Origin of the sequence: Bacillus cereus group sp. BfR-BA-01523 (assembly GCF_022662615.1) — a bacterium.
Lineage (GTDB): Bacteria > Bacillota > Bacilli > Bacillales > Bacillaceae_G > Bacillus_A > Bacillus_A mycoides.
Map to the genome: position 1 here is coordinate 554,922 of NZ_JAKUDX010000002.1, position 18,026 is coordinate 572,947.

An 18,026-nucleotide genomic window follows, 5' to 3' on the forward strand; every position below is an offset into this window, starting at 1 on the left:
ATATAGTCTTGGTCAAAATAGGATATGTGTGTGAGTGATAAAGGGAAACATGTACAAGTTGATTCATGCAGAATGGTTCAAACGTCTAAAGAAGGGGATGGGGAATGATTGAAGTGGAGATTAGGGTGGAGCGTCTTAGGAAAGGGAGAATAGAGGATATTGTAGCATTATCTTCTCATATTGGCTGGGATTACAACAGAGAGGAAATTGAGATGATTTTGAATACGGGTATAGTATATGGTGTAGTAAATGAGAGAGAGGAGCTTATTGCTAGCGCAGCAATTATACTATACGGGGAGACATTAGCCTCAATTGGAATGGTAATTGTACATCCAGATTATAAACGAAGAGGGATTGGAAAGATAATAACGGATTTATGTGTTAAAAGCGTATTAACTCAAACCCCCATTATGCTTATTGCCACGGATGAGGGGAAAATTTTATATGAAAGACTAGGATTCAGGTCTGTTAGTTATGTTTCTAAATACATATGTAACTCGTACAATGCGAATTACCATTGTGTAGGAAATGAAGAGTATATTGTGAATTATGAAGAACGTGATTTAGAAGAAATAATACAAATAGATAAAGATGCATTTGGAACAAATAGAGAAGAGTTTTTAAAGTATCGAATTATTCAAAGTGAACAATGTATTGTTACAAAGGATGCACAACAAAATGTATTAGGTTACGGTTTAAGTATACAAACGCCAGAAAATAAAATAATAGGACCGGTCGTTGCTAAAAATGATACGATGGCAATGAGAATGGTACATTATTTAGCAAGAGAGCATCATGGTAAATTAAGAATTGATGTACCAGAAGGAAAGAAAGGTTTCATGAAAGAATTAGAGGTTACTGGTTTTCAAAAGGTTAATACCCACCAATTATGATAAAAAATAGTGATCAATTTTTGAAAAGAAATGGAGAACTATACAGTATTGCAGCGCAAATTTTTGGATAAAAAAGAATCCTTTTGTGAAAAGGATTCTTTTTCGTTAATCACGATATTGGTCGTGAGTTGGCTGAAAGAGGTCTTCCTCGACATCTCTCACCATAGAAAAATGATCAACATTATAATGACCGTGTAGAGTTTTATTATGATGACCAATAATTTGCTCTGCAGACAATACGTCAGAATCAGTTGTGGAATGACCATTTTTAATTAATGTAACGTCAAATCCTTGTACAGTAGCTGTTCTAACTGCGGTGTCAATGCAATGTTCTGTTTTACATCCACCTATAACAATATGATTAATTTTTTCTTCTTTTAAAAGTTCAAGTAAAGAAGTGCCATAGAATGAGTTTGTTGCTGCTTTATTAATAAGGATTGCAGACTGAGGTACTTTAATTTGATTATGTACTTCAAATCCTTCTCCGCTACCAGAAGCAACATCGATATCTCTTACGAAAACAGTAAGGGCATTTGCATCTATTGCTTTCTGTACGGCTGTATTTAGTGTAGATAATAGCTCGGTTTTACGAAAAACTTCATTTTCTTGTTCATTTCCATCCATTAATTCTTGCTGAGCATCGATAATTAATAGTGCTTGTTTCATTCGATATCCCCTTTAATATAAAATAAATTCCACTTTACATATTCTTTTATATTGTAAGGAACTCCTTTTTTTTCTAAGAAGTAGACGATAGATTTACAAAGTTGTCAAATAGATTTCATTCTCATAGAGTATAAAAACATGTATGATAAGAAGTGGAGAATTTTTGAGTAGGTGGGAATATCATGCAAACAGTAGAAGATTATCTTTCATTCTTACATACGAAAGGATTTAAATTATCAGAGGAAGCACAAGGATTTATTATGTTCGGACAAGGATATACTGGTGCATCTGATGGGATTGTGAACGTAGCAATAGAAGCGACGATTAAACATCAATTACAGTTTGATGGCAGTTATTTTGTTGCGTTATTAGAACGATTGAAAGAAGAAGAAATTACAGATAAAAAAAGCGCTAAGGCTTTTATGCGGAAGTTACAAGCATAACTTCACGCAGCCTGCGCTTCTTTTTTTGTTTTGGAAGGTAATTCAACAAAAACCATACCTAGGAAAATACATAGACATCCAATAATAGCAGAAATAGAAAGCTGTTCATTTGCAACTAGAACGCCTGTTAATGCAGCAAAAACGGGCTCCATTGCGAAAATAATTGCTACTCTTGTTGGAGAAGTATGTTTTTGTGCCGATGTTTGAATGAAAAAAGCAATGGATGTCGCAAATAGGGAAGTTAGAAATAGAGCGAATAAAAAGGATTGATTCGTCCATAGTGAAACTGAAAATAATTTTTCCCAATCTTCAAACAAAAAAGCGCAAATAGAAGAAAATATACCGACAGCTAATACTTGAGAGGTGCTTAGTAATAAAGGTGATATTTTCTTAGAAAAGAAACCGTTAACAAGAATATGGGCAGCAAAAGCAACTGCACAACCGAGAACGAGTATATCTCCAATGTTTAATTGAAAAGAATCACCAGCCGTTAATAAGTATAAACCTGCTGTTGCTACAGCAATGCCAAGTACGATGAAAATGGTAGCTTTTTGTTTTAAAAAGATAAAAGACAAAATTGGTACCATAACGATACTAAGCCCTGTTAAGAAACCAGCTTTTGAAGAAGTTGTATAAAGTAAGCCGAATGTTTGTAATAAATAGCCAACACATAAAAAGAATCCAACAATCAATCCAGCGAGACTACTCTGTTTTATATCTTGTTTTGAAGCTTTTTTTGAGAAAATCATTTGAACGAATAATAAAATAATTCCAGCGAATAAAAAGCGAATCCCATTAAAAGTAAATGGACCAACGAAAGACATAGCATTTTGGACGACAACAAACGTAGCTCCCCAAATAAAAGAGACAAATAATAAAGCAAGAGGAGCAACCCAATCTTTTTTCACACTCATACCCCCGTTAATTTTGTAAGATAGCTTTTCTAGCTAATTCATCAGCAACTTTATTTTGACTACTTGGAATCCACTTAATAAAAAAGAGATCGAAACTTTTTATGTACTGCAATGCTTCCTCTAATAGTGGTGCAAATATTTTATTTTTTGCGTATTCTTTTTCGACAGCTCGCTCGACAAGCTGCGAATCGGTACGAAAAGAGACAATGTTATAATTATGCTCCGTGCAATATTTTAATGCCGCAAGTAAAGCGTGGTATTCTGCTTCATGATTGGACATTGTCCCAAGGGGCAATGATAACTGTACAGCTGGTTGCACACCTTTAATAAACACTCCTGCACCAGAAGGACCAGGATTTCCTTTTGATGCACCATCAATATATACTTCAATCAAAATGAGAAACCTCCAAATTATAAGATGATCCCCTACTTATATGTTTCTTTGAAGTAGGGGATAGAGTATTTTAGCCGATTGTAATACTATAACGACATGTAAATGTTTCATTCGCTTGTAAAGATTGAATTCCTTTTTTTTCCTTGAAATCTTTTGCCGGATTTACTTCATCAGCAATACCGTACCAAGGTTCAATACATAAGAAAGGTGCGTTTTCGCCTGGTGTCCATACGCCGACAAATGGGAATCCGTCAAATTCTACTTTTACAAATTTATTATGTTTATGAGAACGAATAGAGATTTCATTCGTATTCATATTTTCAAAAATAAGCGCATCATTTTTGAATAAATCGTATGTAAGTGGTAATTCATTCGTATTTTCAGCAATTAATTGTTTTTTACTTGAAAGATAAGGTCCTTCTAATACGCTTGTTTCTAAGCGTTCAGAACCATTAAATGCTAAATGATAATCAGTAAATGATTCGCCCTCTAATAAGGGGAAGTTGAAACCAGGATGTGCTCCGATTGAGAAGAACATCTCTTTTGAAGCAGGATTATTTACTTCATATGTTACATGAACGATTTGTCCGTCTAGCTCATAAGAAACGAGTAATTCGAATTCGTATGGGTATTTTTTTAATGTTTCTTCATTACTAGTTACAATATAAGTGATTTTCGTTTCACTTTGTTCTTGTACAGAGAATGTAAGATCACGAGCAAAGCCGTGTTGTGTTAAAGAATACGGTTTACCATCTACGTAGTATGTATTATCTACTAATCGGCCGACAATTGGGAATAAAATTGGTGCGCGGCGCCCCCAATAAGTAGAATCGCCTTGCCATAAGTATTCAGTGTTATCTTCTTTTAAGCGAACGCTTTGTAATTCTGCACCTTTGTCAGAAATGGAAACGATCACTTTTTCATTTTGAATTGTTGCTGTCATGAAGTGAAACCTCCTAAAACTTTCATATGTTTTATTATACGTTTTCTAAAAGAAAAAAGGTAGTTAATGATAGGAATCTATTGACGAGAGAGTGTCTATTGCGTAAAATATATTCTTGTTGCTTAAAAAACGAATAACGTGGTTCGAAACCATCCCACGTAAAAAAACTAAGGAGATTTTGTCATGAATATAAGGACATTAGTCGGTAATGGTATTTTAGCGGCATTATATATTGCTGTTTCTATGCTTATTCAGCCATTTGGCTTTACCAGTGTACAGTTTCGTATTTCAGAGATGTTTAATCATCTTGTTGTATTCAATAAGAAAGCAATTTACGGGATTGTATTAGGTGTATTTTTAACGAATCTCTTTTTCTCACCTATGATCGCTTATGATTTAGTATTTGGAGTAGGGCAATCCATTCTTGCATTACTTGCAACTATTATTTCTATGCGCTTCATTAAAGGTGTTTGGGCTCGTATGATTTTTAATACAGTTATTTTTACAGTCACAATGTTTATGATTGCAATTGAACTTCATCTTGCGTTTGATCTGCCATTTTTATTGACATGGCTAACTTGTGCAGTTGGTGAATTTGTTGTAATGGCAATTGGTATGCCTGTAATGTACTGGATTAATAAGCGAGTGCAATTTGAAAGATTTATGCAATAGATGAAAGAGCTGTCCTTACTTAGGATGGCTCTTTTTGTATGTGATTAAATTGTATATAATACTGTGACTTTTGATAAAATATAATAAAATAAAGTGAAACTTTAATCAGTGGGGGGACCCCACTGATTATTAGCCCGCACCAATCGGGCATTTACGGACAGCCTGACTCCCACTTAACTTCTTTGCTTTCGTTAAATTTTAAGGTGGGAGTCTTACTGACCGTTCATGCGGGATAAATATAAGAAGTCTTATAAAAGGGGAATCTAGTATGAAATATAAAATACATTGGTTGTATAAAACGAAGCGTGGTTTACAGACTGAATTAACAACAGATTATATGAACATAGAAGAAGTACTTCAATTTGCGGAGGATTTTGAGAAAACAGGTAGGGTGAAAGAACTTTTATTTTTCGATGAAATGGACGCGGAATGGTCATTAAAAGAAATGAAAAAACTGAGTAAGCAAGTGGAGGAAGATCCGCAAGAAATTCAAGTTTATTTTGATGGTGGTTATGATGTACAGACGAAAGAAGCTGGGGTTGGTATATGTGTATACTATAAAAAAGGAAATACAAATTATCGAATTCGTCGTAATGCATACATAGAAGGCATATATGATAATAACGAAGCCGAGTATGCAGCATTATTATACGGGATGAATACACTCGAGGAATTAGGAATTAAATATGAAGCAGTTACACTTCGTGGAGATTCTCAAGTTGTACTGCAGCAATTAGCTGGTGAATGGCCTTGCTATGATGAACATTTAAATCATTACTTAGATCAAATTGAACAAAAAGCGAAGCAAATGAAATTAAAGCTTATTTGTGAACCGATATCTAGAAAACAAAATAAAGAGGCACATCAATTAGCAGCGCAAGCATTAGAAGGGACGACAATTGATAGTCATAAAGAAATAACCGAATAGAGAGGTGCACACGTGAAGAAGAAGCAACTCATTACAGAGGTAAATGACTTATTAGAAACGTATTGCGGAGGGTGTTTCCTGCAGGAACATAATCGGAAAAATCATAGTAAATACTATGCCCATTCTTTTTGTATACGGCAATGTACGGTTGGAGAGAAGTTGAAAAAGTATGGGGAGCAATTGTCATGAAAAAACATCCAGAGAATTTTCTCTGGATGTTTTTTAGTGCTTCGCTTCATGTAATTGATGCTCGCATTTACTTAATTTTTTTTCTTCATTCATTAGAAATGGCTCATCTAAATCCGTTGCAACGGATTTCATGATTTCAAGCTGAGAACGAGCCGATTCTACTGCAGTAGTGGCATGCTCTAATGTGTCTGGATCCATTGAAATTGTTGCAGAACCTACCATTTTTTGTGCAGTTTCTACACGGAATTTTACCTCTTCAAAATCATTTACATGTGACCCCATTGTTATTGCCTCCTTTGTATTTTGCGCATTTCACATAGTTTTTGCTCTGGAAAACGGAAATATACAAAGGAATAACAAAGGAGGTTACCAAGTAAGGTAACCTCCTGTCATATGTGGGATTAAAGTTTTGCTACGTTAGCAGCTTGAGGTCCACGGTTTCCTTCAGTAATGTCGAAAGATACTTCTTGACCTTCCTCTAAAGCTTTGTAGCCGTCGCTTTGAATAGCAGAGAAATGTACGAATACATCTTCAGAGCCTTCCATTTCGATAAATCCAAAACCTTTTTCATTGTTAAACCATTTTACTTTTCCTTGCATGTCACAATTCCTCCTAAAAACGATTCCTTTTTTCATTTAGTGAAATTCATTAAAAAATAATAAAAATAAAAAATGCTATATTATCGAATATTCTGCTAAATGATTAATTTAAATATACATGAATTGGTAGAATTTAGTCAAGTAAGCGTTTTTAAAATTTTGTATTTTGAATTAATTTTTCTCGAATTTTTAAAAAGGTATAGGACAAGCCGAGTATGTAATATTCTTAAGTGAATGCTGTACATAATGAGGTGAAAGAATGGATAAGTCTTATTTATTAGATAATGAAGGGATGAAAAATAGAGTCGACATACCGAATTGGGTTGCAAAAGAATTTCATGATTTTTCGAGTGTCGTGTTAGAACCAACCTTCCCGTGTTATTTCGGTTTAACAGCTTTGAAGAAGAATGAACTTCGTTATTCATTTCTCTCTCATAATGATTGGAGTCATTTGCCCAATACAATGTTAACTTTTTTGGAGCTAATGAAAGAGCGGCCGATTGTAAGAAGAGGATTTTTTCTTTTTGTGGAACCGGAATGTGAAGAAAAATCAATCGAATATTATCGAGATTATTTTTGGAAAGTACTACAATATTTGCATGAACAAGATAATCAATTATGGCCAAAGCAAATCCCGAAAAATCCAGACCATCATTTATGGGAATTTTCATTTGGTGGTGAAGCAATATTTGCATTTGGGAATGCGCCAGCTTATAAACAGCGAAAGACTAGGCATTTAGGAAATTCTCTCGTTATTGGATTCCAGCCACGAACTATTTTCGATGGATTAGAAGGAGATCGTCCTAAAGGGTCGTATTCAAGACAAATGGTCCGTGAACGAGTTGAAAAGTGGGATCAGTTGCCGAAGCACCCTAACATTAGTCACTACGGCGATCCTAATCATCGTGAATGGAAACAATATTTCATAGGGGATGATATTGAGCCGATTAAAGGTAAATGTCCTTTTCATCATAGAGTAGAGAAATAAGAGCCATCAATTGGATGGCTCTTTTGCATATTTTGGATAAAAAAGGGTATTGTATTAGTGAATAATTTTTATGAAAGCTAGTCTATTTTCTTTATTTGCATCATTACTTAATAGTAAAAGAAGTAGAAAGGATAGAGCGATGTTTGGAGCAATTATACAACAAATAGTATTAGGTATTTCATTAGCTGCACCTGTAGGTCCGATTAATATTGAAATGTTAAAACGAGGAATTGAACGTGGATTTTGGCATGCGTGGATTGTTGGAATCGGAGGAATGACTGCTGATATTTTGTTTATGCTGCTTATTTATTTTGGTTTATCTTCTGTGTTTATGTATACATATGTACAAGCTTTTATGTATTGCGCTGGTTTTTTCTTGTTGTTTTATTTAGGGTTTCAAAGTGTAAAACAAGGAATTTCTCACTCTAATATGGAATATAAACAAGAAGAGATAGGTGGACTTAAACAATCTTTTATGGCAGGATTTCTAATTGCGATATCCAATCCATTAAATCTCGTTTTTTGGTTTGGTATATATGGAAGTACACTTAGCTCGTTGCTTACAAAGGTAACGAAACAAGAAGCTTTTTTGTACAGTCTTTGTATTATTGTTGGTATTATTTTGTGGAATTTAAATATTGCTTTTTCTGTACATTTTGGAAGAACTTTATTAAAGAAAAAAGCACTTGGCTATATTACAGCCGGAGCAGGTATTATTTTAGTAGGATATTCTATCCATTTTGCATACAAAGCTTTACAGTTGTTCATATAAGATTGAAGGGGAGATTTTTATGTATCGAACCACTATTGACGGAAAAGAAATTATCATCACTTTAGCACCAAAAATCCGAAAAGAAATTACTGATAGGAATCCACTATATGAAGCGGTATTTAAAAATGCAGCAAGGTTACTGCAAACGAAACAACCAACGTTTGCGGTAAATCATGAAGTATTTGGTCTCATTATTGGAGAAGTACAAAGAGGAGAAGTAACAGTGTTTGCAGTAGAACACATTATTCCGAAGCAAAATATATTTGGTCCGAACACTTTTTTCTCGACAATAGAACAGCAGGCAAATTTGTAAAGTGAATAGAATAAGAATGAAATAGAAAAAAATGGTCGTAACGATATGTTGCGGCTGTTTTTGTGGAAAAGGGGGAAGTAAGATGAAGAGAGTGGTGAAAGAGTTTTTTTTACAACATGATATTGTTATTATGTATAGTGTTCTATTAATTTTTATTATTATTTTAAAAATGCAATTTTTCACATGGATTGGTATGTTAGCGTGTATGTTTGGGATTGTTTTTTATACGTTTAACGAATATATGACACACCGTTTTTTATTCCATTTAAAGCCGCCTAAAAACGCATTTTTATTAAAAATGTTAAGAAGATTACATTATGATCATCACGTATATCCAGATGATTTAAAACTTTTATTTTTGCCTGTATGGTTTAGTATACCTAGCTTTACTATATATTTACTTATAACGTATGGTATTACAAAAAGTGTTACTGTTACACTTTCATTCGGAATCGGAATGATTATCATGCTCCTCGTTTATGAATGGAAACATTATATTGCACATAAACCGATTCGTCCCTTCACTAAGTTTGGAAGATGGCTAAAAAAACAGCACATATTACACCATTATAAAAATGAAAAGTTTTGGTTCGGAGTTTCAAATCCAGTATTCGATTTTATATTTGGAACACTTAAAGATGGAAAAGACGTTGAATTAAGTAAAACAGCTCGTAATTTAGAAAAGGAGACAAAGAAAGAAGTAGTGCGATAAGCACTACTTCTTTCTTCTATTTTAATGGGAATAAAAGTTTAATCGAATCAATCAAATTTTATGTTAAAAAAGTATATTGGAAATTTAGGAGAAAATGACGAAAAATGTCTATCGAAAAATCTTTGCAGGAATGTACGGATTGTCTAAAATGAAAATAAGTTTCTGAATATTTATAAAATTTAGTCTTTTTGTATGCAAGGGGAATTGTATTTTAAGTTAAGAGAGGGGACCAGAGAATGAAACGAGATGATACGTCAGCACGTAAGTTAAAAAATGAGGTGAATTATACAGAAGTTGTTCAGTCTGAAGAGTTTCAATTGTTATTAAATACGAAAAAGAAGTTTATCATTCCGATGAGTATTTTCTTTTTAAGTTTTTTTATAGCACTACCTATTTTAACATCGTATTCAAAGGTGCTTAATACACCGGCGTTTGGTGATGTGACATGGGCATGGGTATTTGCTTTTGCGCAATTTATTATGACATGGTCATTATGTATGATTTATAGCAAGAAAGCCGAATCCTTTGATGGGATTTCGCGAAAAATTCTGCAAAATATGCAAAAAGGGAGGGGCTGAATTTGAATACTACTGCGTTTGCACTATTTTTAATTATTGTCCTTGGTACGCTCGTCATAACCTATTTTGCATCAAAAAAAACGAAAAATGCGAGTGAATTTTATACGGCTGGAGGGGGATTAACTGGCTGGCAAAATGGTCTGGCTATTGCTGGGGATTACATGTCTGCTGCGTCATTTCTTGGTATAGCCGGAGCGATAGCGTTAACTGGGTTTGATGGGTTCTTTTATAGTATCGGCTTTTTAGTTGCTTATTTAGTTGTTCTATATCTTGTCGCAGAACCGCTTAGAAATTTAGGGAAGTACACGTTAGCGGATATGATTGCGGCACGTTTTGATGCGAAAAAAGTTCGTGGTATAGCAGCGGTTAATACGATGACGATTTCAATTTTTTATATGATTGCACAATTAGTTGGTGCGGGTGCACTTATTAAACTATTATTAGGTATTGAATATACAACATCTGTATTAATCGTAGGTACACTTATGACTGTGTATGTTATTTTTGGAGGAATGACAGCTACGAGCTGGGTTCAAATTGTAAAGGCTGTACTACTTATGGCAGGGACATTTATTATTTCTGTTATCGTTTTCTCCAAATTTAATTTCAGTGTGACTGAAATGTTCGCTCACATGAAAACAGCTACTCCATTAAAAGATTCGTTTTTAAATCCAGGAGTAAAGTATAAGGATGGTCTTGATACACTTTCTTTAAATTTAGGACTAGTCCTTGGTACAGCGGGATTACCACATATTCTTGTCCGCTTTTTTACAGTACGTGATGCAAAAACTGCACGTCAATCTGTTGTATATGCGACGTGGTTAATTGGCGCGTTTTATATTATGACAATTTTCTTAGGGTTTGGGGCAGCAGCGTTTGTAGGAAATGAGGCGATTATTAAAGCAAACCCTGCTGGTAATATGGCAGCACCTTTATTAGCAAAAGCATTAGGCGGAGATTTCTTATTTGCTTTCGTATCAGCAATTGCTTTTGCAACTATTTTAGCTGTAGTAGCAGGACTTGTGTTAACAGCAGCATCAGCATTCGCGCATGATTTTTATAATGAGATTATCCGTAAAGGAAAATCAACGGAAAAAGAGCAAGTGTCAATGGCTCGTTATGCGTCTATTGGAGTAGCGATAGTATCTATTATACTTGCTTTATTTGCTCAAACATTAAACGTAGCATTTTTAGTATCACTAGCATTTGCGGTTGCAGCGAGTGCAAATTTACCGGTTATATTATTTACAATCTATTGGAAGCGTTTTAATACAACAGGAGCAATTTCTGGTATGATTATTGGTCTTGTATCAGCGATTGTTCTTGTAGCGTTAAGTCCAAATGTTTGGAACCCAGTAGCTGGAAAAGCTATTTTTGTTGGAGAAGCGATATTCCCATATACGACACCTGGAATTATTTCGATCCCACTCGGGTTTCTTGCAGCATATTTAGGAACTGTTTTCTCTAGTAAGAAAGAAGATGCAGCGAAATTTGATGAAATTCTTGTGAAATCTAATACTGGTCATGGTATTAGTGATGCATCTTCGCATTAAAAAAAGAGGAGCTTTTCGAAATATAAGAAAAGCTCCTCTTTCTTTTGACATTTTCTTATAAATATTACTTTAATTTTGGTAGGATTTGTCTTGTATTTGTGGAATGAAAATAGGCAGGGAGAAATTTAACTCATCATGGCACCAGTGTAGCTTTGTGAAAAATAAGTTGTTATGGAAGGTGGAAGAAATGATGAAGACAAAACAAACTGATGAATTATTAGCAAAAGATGAGCAATATGTGTGGCACGGAATGCGTCCCTTTAGTCCAAGTAGTACAATGGTAGGGGCAAAAGCAGAAGGGTGCTGGGTTGAAGATATACAAGGAAAAAGATACTTAGATGGTATGAGTGGTCTTTGGTGTGTAAATAGCGGATATGGAAGAAAAGAGCTTGCAGAGGCAGCTTATAAGCAATTGCAAACATTATCATATTTTCCGATGTCACAATCACATGAACCAGCAATTAAGCTCGCTGAAAAGTTAAACGAGTGGCTTGGTGGAGAGTATGTTATTTTCTTCTCTAATAGTGGATCAGAAGCGAATGAAACCGCTTTTAAAATAGCAAGACAATATTATGCTCAAAAAGGTGAACCGCATCGTTACAAATTTATGTCACGTTATCGTGGTTATCACGGAAACACAATGGCAACGATGGCGGCAACTGGCCAAGCACAACGTAGATACCAATATGAGCCATTTGCTTCAGGTTTTTTACACGTAACGCCTCCAGATTGTTACCGCATGCCAGAAATGGAATCACAAAATATTTATGATGTAGAATGCGTAAAAGAAGTAGATCGTGTTATGACATGGGAATTAAGTGAAACGATAGCAGCATTTATTATGGAGCCAATTATTACAGGCGGAGGTATTTTAATGCCGCCACAAGACTATATGAAAGCTGTTCATGAAACGTGTCAAAAACACGGAGCACTACTTATAAGTGATGAAGTTATTTGTGGTTTCGGGCGTACAGGAAAAGCATTTGGGTTTATGAACTATGACGTTAAGCCTGATATCGTTACGATGGCAAAAGGTATTACGAGCGCATATTTACCATTATCAGCAACAGCTGTAAAAAAAGAAATTTATGAGGCATTTAAAGGAACAGGAGAATATGAATTCTTCCGCCATATTAATACATTTGGTGGAAATCCAGCGGCTTGTGCATTAGCGCTTAAAAACTTAGAGATTATGGAAAATGAAAATTTAATTGAGCGCTCTGCACAAATGGGTTCGCTTTTATTAAATCAATTAAAAGAAGAAATCGGAGAACATCCACTTGTTGGTAATATTAGAGGGAAAGGGCTATTAGTTGGAATCGAACTAGTAAATGATAAAACGACGAAAGAACCAATTGATAACGACAAAATTGCAAGTGTTGTAAATGCTTGTAAAGAAAAAGGACTTATTATTGGGCGTAACGGTATGACAACAGCGGGGTATAATAACATTTTAACATTGGCACCGCCACTTGTGATTTCAAGTGAAGAAATTGCCTTTGTTGTTGGAACGGTGAAGACAGCGATGGAACGTATTTAATAAATAGAACGAAAGGAGCGAGCTGTAATATAAGGCTCGCTTTTATTAGGAGGAGCTTTTAATGGAGAAATATGATCCTAACAAACATTATCACATCGGATATTATGAAGACGGGTATGATTTAGAAATAACAGCTTACAAAAGAATAAAAGAACCAGTTTGGGATGCTTATATTCCACGATATGAGGCAGACAATTTTTATAAAAAGGTGGAGAAAATGAAGCTAGGTGAATATATAGATGACTATGGCATAAAAGTATATTCGTTTCGTGATGATATCGATGATGAAGAAGCGCGAACTATGTTTGAAAACTGGTTAAAAATGAATGGAATTGTTTAAAGATAAAATGAAAAAGGAGATTGTTATCTTATAAGATAGCAATCTCCTTTTATTATATGAAACTTATTTACTTGCTTTCATTGCTTTATCTTTTGCACCAAAAGTGTATTTTAACATTGGTGGTGTAATCATTGTAGTTAAAATAACGACAATAACGATAGCTGTAAAGTAATCTTGTGCTAATAGGCCAGAAGAAAGTCCTGTTCCTGCGATGATAAGTGCAACTTCACCACGAGAAACCATACCAGCACCGATAATTGCAGAAGACTTTGCATCAAATCCAGTCATTCGTGCACCGAATCCACAACCAATTAGTTTTGTGAATACAGCGATAACTGTTAATGCTAAGATGAACCAAATTTGATCGCCAATACCGTCAAATGTAATATTCATACCGATACTAACAAAGAATACTGGAACGAACATAGCGTAAGCAATTGGTTCTACTTTCTTTTCTACTTCATGTTTGTAGTTCGTTTGAGAAATAGCGATACCAGCTGCGAAAGCACCGATAATACCAGCAATTCCTAATAGTTCGCCGAAGTATGCGAATGAGAAACAGATGATAAGCGCAGCACTAACGATAGACTCAGATACGCGAAGCGGTGATAACCAACGCATGATTGCTGGAACACCTTTCCAACCAATTAAAATGATAGAAGCAAAGAATACTACTTTCTTCAAGATAATCATTGTTAAGTTAACGTCATCTGTGCCTAAGAAGCTCATTGCAAATGCTAATAAAATAACAACAAGAATGTCATCAAATACAGCGGCTCCAAGCATCGTCGTACTTTCACGTGTTTTCATTTTACCTAAATCACGAAGTGTTTGAACGGAAATACTAACACTTGTTGCACATAGAAGTAATCCTAAAAAGACAGCATTCCCTTGTTCCATACCGACAACAAGACCGGCAACGTAACCACCTACGAATGGAAGAACGATACCTCCAAGTGCAACAGCTAAAGAAGAATTACGATTTGCGTTTAATTCTTCTAAGTCTGTTTCAAGTCCTGCCATAAACATTAAAAGAATAACTCCGACATTACTTAATTGTGTTAGAAGTTCTGAATTCTCAATCCATCCGAATATAGCTGGACCGATAACGATACCAACAATTAATTTACCGAGTACAGAAGGTTGACCTAATCTAACACTAAGGTCACCAGCGAGCTTTGTACTTAATAAAATAAGTGCAATCTGAAAGAAAAATTCGAATTCCATTTGATCCTCTCCTCATCATTTTTTATTTTTATCATACGATTTCTCGGAATTTGCCTAATGATAATATGTAAAGATCCATTAAACAAAGGGTCTGATTACGAGTTCTTTTGAACTTGTAATTTGAACCTGTAATTAATATATAATAAAATTTATTAAAAATCAATGAAAAAATAGCAGATTTTCATGAGAGGATTCGTTTTAGAAACGGGGGATATAGATATATAATAGGAAGTAATAAAGTTTACATATAATGAATGGAGAAAGAAAAATGTTATTAAATCAACGTTTTACAATTGGGGAAATGGCGAAAATGCATAATATAGCGGAATCTACATTACGTTATTATGATGAAAAAGGGATTTTTCATCCGTCAATTGTTGACCCTCAAACGAATTATCGTTATTACACAATTGATCAGTTTTCACTATTAGATACGATTAAATTTTTACGCCAATTGAACATCCCGTTAAAGGAAATAAAGAAATATATTGATGAACGAAATCCATCTTATGCACTGAATTTACTTGAAAAACAACAAGAAATGATGCTGAAAAAACAAAGAGAAATCGAGTATGCTTTGGCAAAAATGGAACATAAAATCCATTTAATGAAGAAAGCGACGAAATCTGAAGCAAATCAAATTATTTATAAAAAGATACCGAAACGAAAAATTACAGCAATTGCAGTTGCACCAAATACAACGGATGATATGTTTGAATATTATATCCATTCGTTGCAAAAAAATATGAAGCAAATTGATAATAGTTTATTTTCAGGTGATATCGGTGTAACAGTTTCAAAAAAAGCATTAATGCAAAATGAGTTTCAAGCATATAACAGTGTGTTTATTTTATTGGATTACATGCCTTTTGAAGCGCATACTTCAGATGAAATAAAAGAAGGGATATTTGCCTGTTCTTATCACCATGGACCATATGAAGAAACAGACGCAACGTATACGGAATTATTAAAGCACATTGATAACGAAGGATATGAAGTGTGCGGAGATGCACTGGAACTTGCATTAATTGATTGGTCCGTAACAGAAAATCCGAAGGAGCAAGTAACGGAAATTCAAATACCTGTTGTTAAAAAATAGGCTTATATATTTTTTGATTCTCTATTGACCTTCAAGTAACTTGAAGGTTTAAACTGTGAACAGAGCATTGAAAAAGGAGCATTTATATGATGGAAACAACAGAAAAATTAAGAGGAAAACCAATTAAAAGTTTATTTATTACGTATTTAATACCAGCTGTTCTTGGGATGGTATTAATGTCGGTTAATATTGTGATTGATGCAGTCATGATTAGTAGAGGAGTTGGAGCGAACGGTTTAGCCGGAGTAAACGTAGCTATTCCAGCATTTTCAATTTTCTTCTCTATTTCATTATGGATTGGAATGGGCGGAGCAACGCTATATTCCATTGCACTAGGTGAAAATAAACTGGAAAGAGCAAGGTCTATCTTTACTCAATCTATGACAGTAGCAGTTGTTATCGTTGGCGTTTTAGCGGCTATTTGCTTATGGAGAATAGAAGATTTAGCATATTTATTTGGTGCGAATGAAGTGATTTTACCATACGCATTAGACTATTTACAGGTGTTATTAACATTTGGAATGATATACGTTTTAGAAAATATTTTAAGTACATTTATACGAAATGACGGAAATCCTAATTTAGCAATGGCAGGTCTTGTTGTAGCGGCTGTATTAAATATAGTGTTCGACTATATTTTTATTTTCATCTTTGGATGGGGTGTAACTGGTGCTGCTTCAGCTACTATTCTTTCGGCGGCAATTGGTTTCCTTGTATTATTAACTCACTTTTTTAGAAAAAGTAGTATTTTAAAATGGACGAAATTCCATTTTGAATGGGATACGGTTAAACAAATTATGGTGATCGGTTTCCCAAGTTTTACAGCAGAAAGTACAGTTGCAATCGTAACGATCGGTTTTAACATTGCATTCGTTCAATATGCAGGAGAAATAGGAGTCGCTTCCTATGCGATGGTGAATAGTATTCATGCAATGACATTACTATTATTCTTCGGTGTTGGTGCAGCATTACAACCAATCGCTAGTTTCCATTACGGTGCAAACTTATCAGAAAGATTGCGTGAAGGATTACAGTTTGCTGTGAAAATTGCGCTTATACTCGGAGGCATTGCGATTGTTGTCGGTTTATTCTTCGGGAAATATATTATAGGTTTATTTAATGTTCAATCGCCAGAACTATTGGAGTTAACGTTAACAGGTATTAGTTTATTCTTTATTCAATATGTATTTTTAGGCTATAACATTGTGTATGGAGAGTATTTCCAATCAGTGCGACAAACGAAAAAATCAGTACTTATAATAATGAGCCGAGGTTTACTATTTGTTATCCCATTGTTATGGATTATGCCAAAAGTATTTGGTATAAACGGAATTTGGCTCGTTATGCCAGTAGCGGAAGTATTGACAGCAATTATCGTATTTACGATGAATCGTATGAAACATCCTGTTCCGTTAAACATGGCGAGAGAGAAAAGCAATATAGTGAAGAAAATCCCCTTGAACAAGTAAGGGGATTTTTTTTCATTCTTTTAAACTAATCGCAAAAGATCCATCTGTCTCCTGCACAGAAGCGAAAGCCACATTTTTAATATTTGTAACGCCTTTCTCCATTAACTCTGTATGTAACCACTTTTCATTTTTATGGATTAATTTTAAGTTATCGTATTGAATTTGTGAATCAACGATAAGAGCAATTGGTAAGCCTGCATACTTAACATTTATATTCAAATCTTTTGGAGTCAGAGGCACAAGTTCTCTTTTTGGTAAAATACTAATAGCTCCATTCGCTTCTAATATCGCATACTCAATTTCATGAACACTTGGATATCCTGCGACGCGAAGGTTAGAAAGCAATTCAGGGATTGGATATCTACTTTTTTGTAAGTTCTCAAAAATAATATCACCATGTTTAATTAAAATAATGGGGTGTCCGAGAATAAAACGATTTAGTTTGTTGAGTAGGCTTAATTTTGTAAGAAGCAAATGCAAACATGTAATAACGACCATACCGAGAAATGCTTGTAAAGCACCAGCGACTGGTATGGCTTGAAAAGCTAAATAAGATAAAAAGATAATAGCCCCAAAATCATGAGGAGTTAGTTGTGCTAATGCAGATTTACCAAGTAGCTTAAGTGATAGTAAAAATAAGATGAAAAAGAATGATACGTTACATAAAAAGAGAAGCAATAGGGACACTCCTTCGTGCGAAGTTGTACTTACTATTCCCGAAATTAATAGAAATATTACCTTTTGGAGGATAAATTAGGCTTAATTGGAATTCGTCTGTATACAAACGAATAAGT

General features: G+C 34.5%; 22 protein-coding genes, 1 pseudogene and 1 riboswitch. Of the genes and pseudogenes, 15 read left to right on the forward strand and 8 right to left on the reverse strand.

Features of this window, described 5'->3' with window-relative positions; genetic code table 11:
- Positions 1-104 precede the first annotated feature (104 nt).
- Positions 105-964, forward strand: a pseudogene (locus MR066_RS07240) (GNAT family N-acetyltransferase).
- Between the two features lie 34 nt (positions 965-998).
- Here MR066_RS07240 and MR066_RS07245 read toward each other — a convergent pair.
- Entirely contained in the window at positions 999-1,559 is a 561-nt protein-coding gene (locus tag MR066_RS07245; RefSeq protein WP_137076495.1) for a cysteine hydrolase family protein, read from the reverse strand.
- 182 nt (positions 1,560-1,741) lie between these two features.
- Here MR066_RS07245 and MR066_RS07250 point away from each other — a divergent pair, with 182 nt between their 5' ends.
- Positions 1,742-2,002 carry a DUF6123 family protein gene (locus MR066_RS07250; RefSeq protein WP_001195213.1) on the forward strand — a complete coding sequence of 87 codons (261 nt, stop codon included), beginning with the start codon at positions 1,742-1,744 and terminating at the stop codon, positions 2,000-2,002.
- A 2-nt stretch (positions 2,003-2,004) separates the two neighbouring features.
- On the opposite strand, the gene MR066_RS07255 is transcribed toward MR066_RS07250, so the two are convergent.
- The 3 genes from MR066_RS07255 to MR066_RS07265 form a co-directional block, all read right to left on the reverse strand.
- On the reverse strand, positions 2,005-2,910 hold the full coding sequence (locus MR066_RS07255; RefSeq protein WP_242246428.1) for a DMT family transporter: 906 nt from the start codon (positions 2,908-2,910) through the stop codon (positions 2,005-2,007).
- Between the two features lie 13 nt (positions 2,911-2,923).
- Positions 2,924-3,310 (reverse strand): reverse transcriptase-like protein, encoded by a 387-nt coding sequence (locus MR066_RS07260; protein ID WP_002011911.1) that lies wholly within the window; start codon positions 3,308-3,310, stop codon positions 2,924-2,926.
- A 70-nt stretch (positions 3,311-3,380) separates the two neighbouring features.
- Positions 3,381-4,253 (reverse strand): aldose 1-epimerase family protein, encoded by an 873-nt coding sequence (locus tag MR066_RS07265; protein WP_016101451.1) that lies wholly within the window; start codon positions 4,251-4,253, stop codon positions 3,381-3,383.
- A 132-nt stretch (positions 4,254-4,385) separates the two neighbouring features.
- Positions 4,386-4,430, forward strand: a riboswitch (PreQ1 riboswitch).
- 6 nt (positions 4,431-4,436) lie between these two features.
- On the opposite strand from MR066_RS07265, the gene MR066_RS07270 reads away from it, so the two are divergent.
- The 3 genes from MR066_RS07270 (at position 4,437) to MR066_RS07280 (ending at position 6,042) form a co-directional block, all read left to right on the forward strand.
- Entirely contained in the window at positions 4,437-4,925 is a 489-nt protein-coding gene (locus tag MR066_RS07270) for a QueT transporter family protein (protein WP_002011909.1), read from the forward strand.
- A gap of 268 nt (positions 4,926-5,193) precedes the next feature.
- Positions 5,194-5,853 (forward strand): ribonuclease H family protein, encoded by a 660-nt coding sequence (locus MR066_RS07275; protein ID WP_002126525.1) that lies wholly within the window; start codon positions 5,194-5,196, stop codon positions 5,851-5,853.
- A gap of 12 nt (positions 5,854-5,865) precedes the next feature.
- Entirely contained in the window at positions 5,866-6,042 is a 177-nt protein-coding gene (locus tag MR066_RS07280) for a zinc-finger domain-containing protein (protein ID WP_002011906.1), read from the forward strand.
- A gap of 33 nt (positions 6,043-6,075) precedes the next feature.
- On the opposite strand, the gene MR066_RS07285 is transcribed toward MR066_RS07280, so the two are convergent.
- Both MR066_RS07285 and cspB read right to left on the reverse strand, forming a co-directional pair.
- The gene (locus MR066_RS07285; RefSeq protein WP_002011905.1) at positions 6,076-6,324 is read right to left on the reverse strand and encodes a DUF2564 family protein; all 249 of its coding nucleotides are present in this window, start codon (positions 6,322-6,324) and stop codon (positions 6,076-6,078) included.
- Positions 6,325-6,443: 119 nt separating this feature from the next.
- Positions 6,444-6,641 carry a cold shock-like protein CspB gene (gene cspB / locus MR066_RS07290; RefSeq protein WP_002011904.1) on the reverse strand — a complete coding sequence of 66 codons (198 nt, stop codon included), beginning with the start codon at positions 6,639-6,641 and terminating at the stop codon, positions 6,444-6,446.
- A 259-nt stretch (positions 6,642-6,900) separates the two neighbouring features.
- On the opposite strand from cspB, the gene MR066_RS07295 reads away from it, so the two are divergent.
- The 8 genes from MR066_RS07295 to MR066_RS07330 all read left to right on the forward strand — a co-directional run bounded on the left by MR066_RS07295 (position 6,901) and on the right by MR066_RS07330 (position 13,437).
- On the forward strand, positions 6,901-7,629 hold the full coding sequence (locus tag MR066_RS07295) for a YqcI/YcgG family protein (protein WP_242246430.1): 729 nt from the start codon (positions 6,901-6,903) through the stop codon (positions 7,627-7,629).
- 139 nt (positions 7,630-7,768) lie between these two features.
- Positions 7,769-8,401, forward strand: a complete 633-nt coding sequence (locus tag MR066_RS07300) for a LysE family transporter (RefSeq protein WP_002030886.1) — start codon at positions 7,769-7,771, stop codon at positions 8,399-8,401.
- 19 nt (positions 8,402-8,420) lie between these two features.
- Positions 8,421-8,714 carry a hypothetical protein gene (locus MR066_RS07305; protein WP_002011898.1) on the forward strand — a complete coding sequence of 98 codons (294 nt, stop codon included), beginning with the start codon at positions 8,421-8,423 and terminating at the stop codon, positions 8,712-8,714.
- 82 nt (positions 8,715-8,796) lie between these two features.
- A complete protein-coding gene (locus tag MR066_RS07310) occupies positions 8,797-9,426 on the forward strand; it encodes a sterol desaturase family protein (protein WP_012260648.1) in 630 nt (209 codons plus the stop codon).
- A 236-nt stretch (positions 9,427-9,662) separates the two neighbouring features.
- On the forward strand, positions 9,663-10,004 hold the full coding sequence (locus tag MR066_RS07315) for a DUF485 domain-containing protein (RefSeq protein ID WP_012260649.1): 342 nt from the start codon (positions 9,663-9,665) through the stop codon (positions 10,002-10,004).
- Between the two features lie 2 nt (positions 10,005-10,006).
- Positions 10,007-11,557 (forward strand): solute symporter family protein, encoded by a 1,551-nt coding sequence (locus MR066_RS07320; RefSeq protein WP_242246439.1) that lies wholly within the window; start codon positions 10,007-10,009, stop codon positions 11,555-11,557.
- Positions 11,558-11,747: 190 nt separating this feature from the next.
- Entirely contained in the window at positions 11,748-13,097 is a 1,350-nt protein-coding gene (locus MR066_RS07325) for an aspartate aminotransferase family protein (protein ID WP_242246441.1), read from the forward strand.
- Between the two features lie 61 nt (positions 13,098-13,158).
- Entirely contained in the window at positions 13,159-13,437 is a 279-nt protein-coding gene (locus tag MR066_RS07330; protein WP_088039085.1) for a DUF3986 family protein, read from the forward strand.
- A 63-nt stretch (positions 13,438-13,500) separates the two neighbouring features.
- On the opposite strand, the gene MR066_RS07335 is transcribed toward MR066_RS07330, so the two are convergent.
- Positions 13,501-14,664, reverse strand: a complete 1,164-nt coding sequence (locus MR066_RS07335) for a cation:proton antiporter (RefSeq protein WP_002030896.1) — start codon at positions 14,662-14,664, stop codon at positions 13,501-13,503.
- A 268-nt stretch (positions 14,665-14,932) separates the two neighbouring features.
- Here MR066_RS07335 and MR066_RS07340 point away from each other — a divergent pair, with 268 nt between their 5' ends.
- Complete coding sequence (locus tag MR066_RS07340) at positions 14,933-15,763, forward strand: MerR family transcriptional regulator (RefSeq protein WP_002086530.1); 831 nt, start codon at positions 14,933-14,935, stop codon at positions 15,761-15,763.
- Between the two features lie 89 nt (positions 15,764-15,852).
- Positions 15,853-17,232, forward strand: a complete 1,380-nt coding sequence (locus MR066_RS07345) for an MATE family efflux transporter (RefSeq protein WP_242246727.1) — start codon at positions 15,853-15,855, stop codon at positions 17,230-17,232.
- A 12-nt stretch (positions 17,233-17,244) separates the two neighbouring features.
- Here the strand turns inward: MR066_RS07345 and MR066_RS07350 are convergent, their stop codons facing one another.
- The gene (locus MR066_RS07350; protein WP_242246443.1) at positions 17,245-17,910 is read right to left on the reverse strand and encodes a DUF421 domain-containing protein; all 666 of its coding nucleotides are present in this window, start codon (positions 17,908-17,910) and stop codon (positions 17,245-17,247) included.
- Between the last annotated feature and the right edge of the window lie 116 nt (positions 17,911-18,026).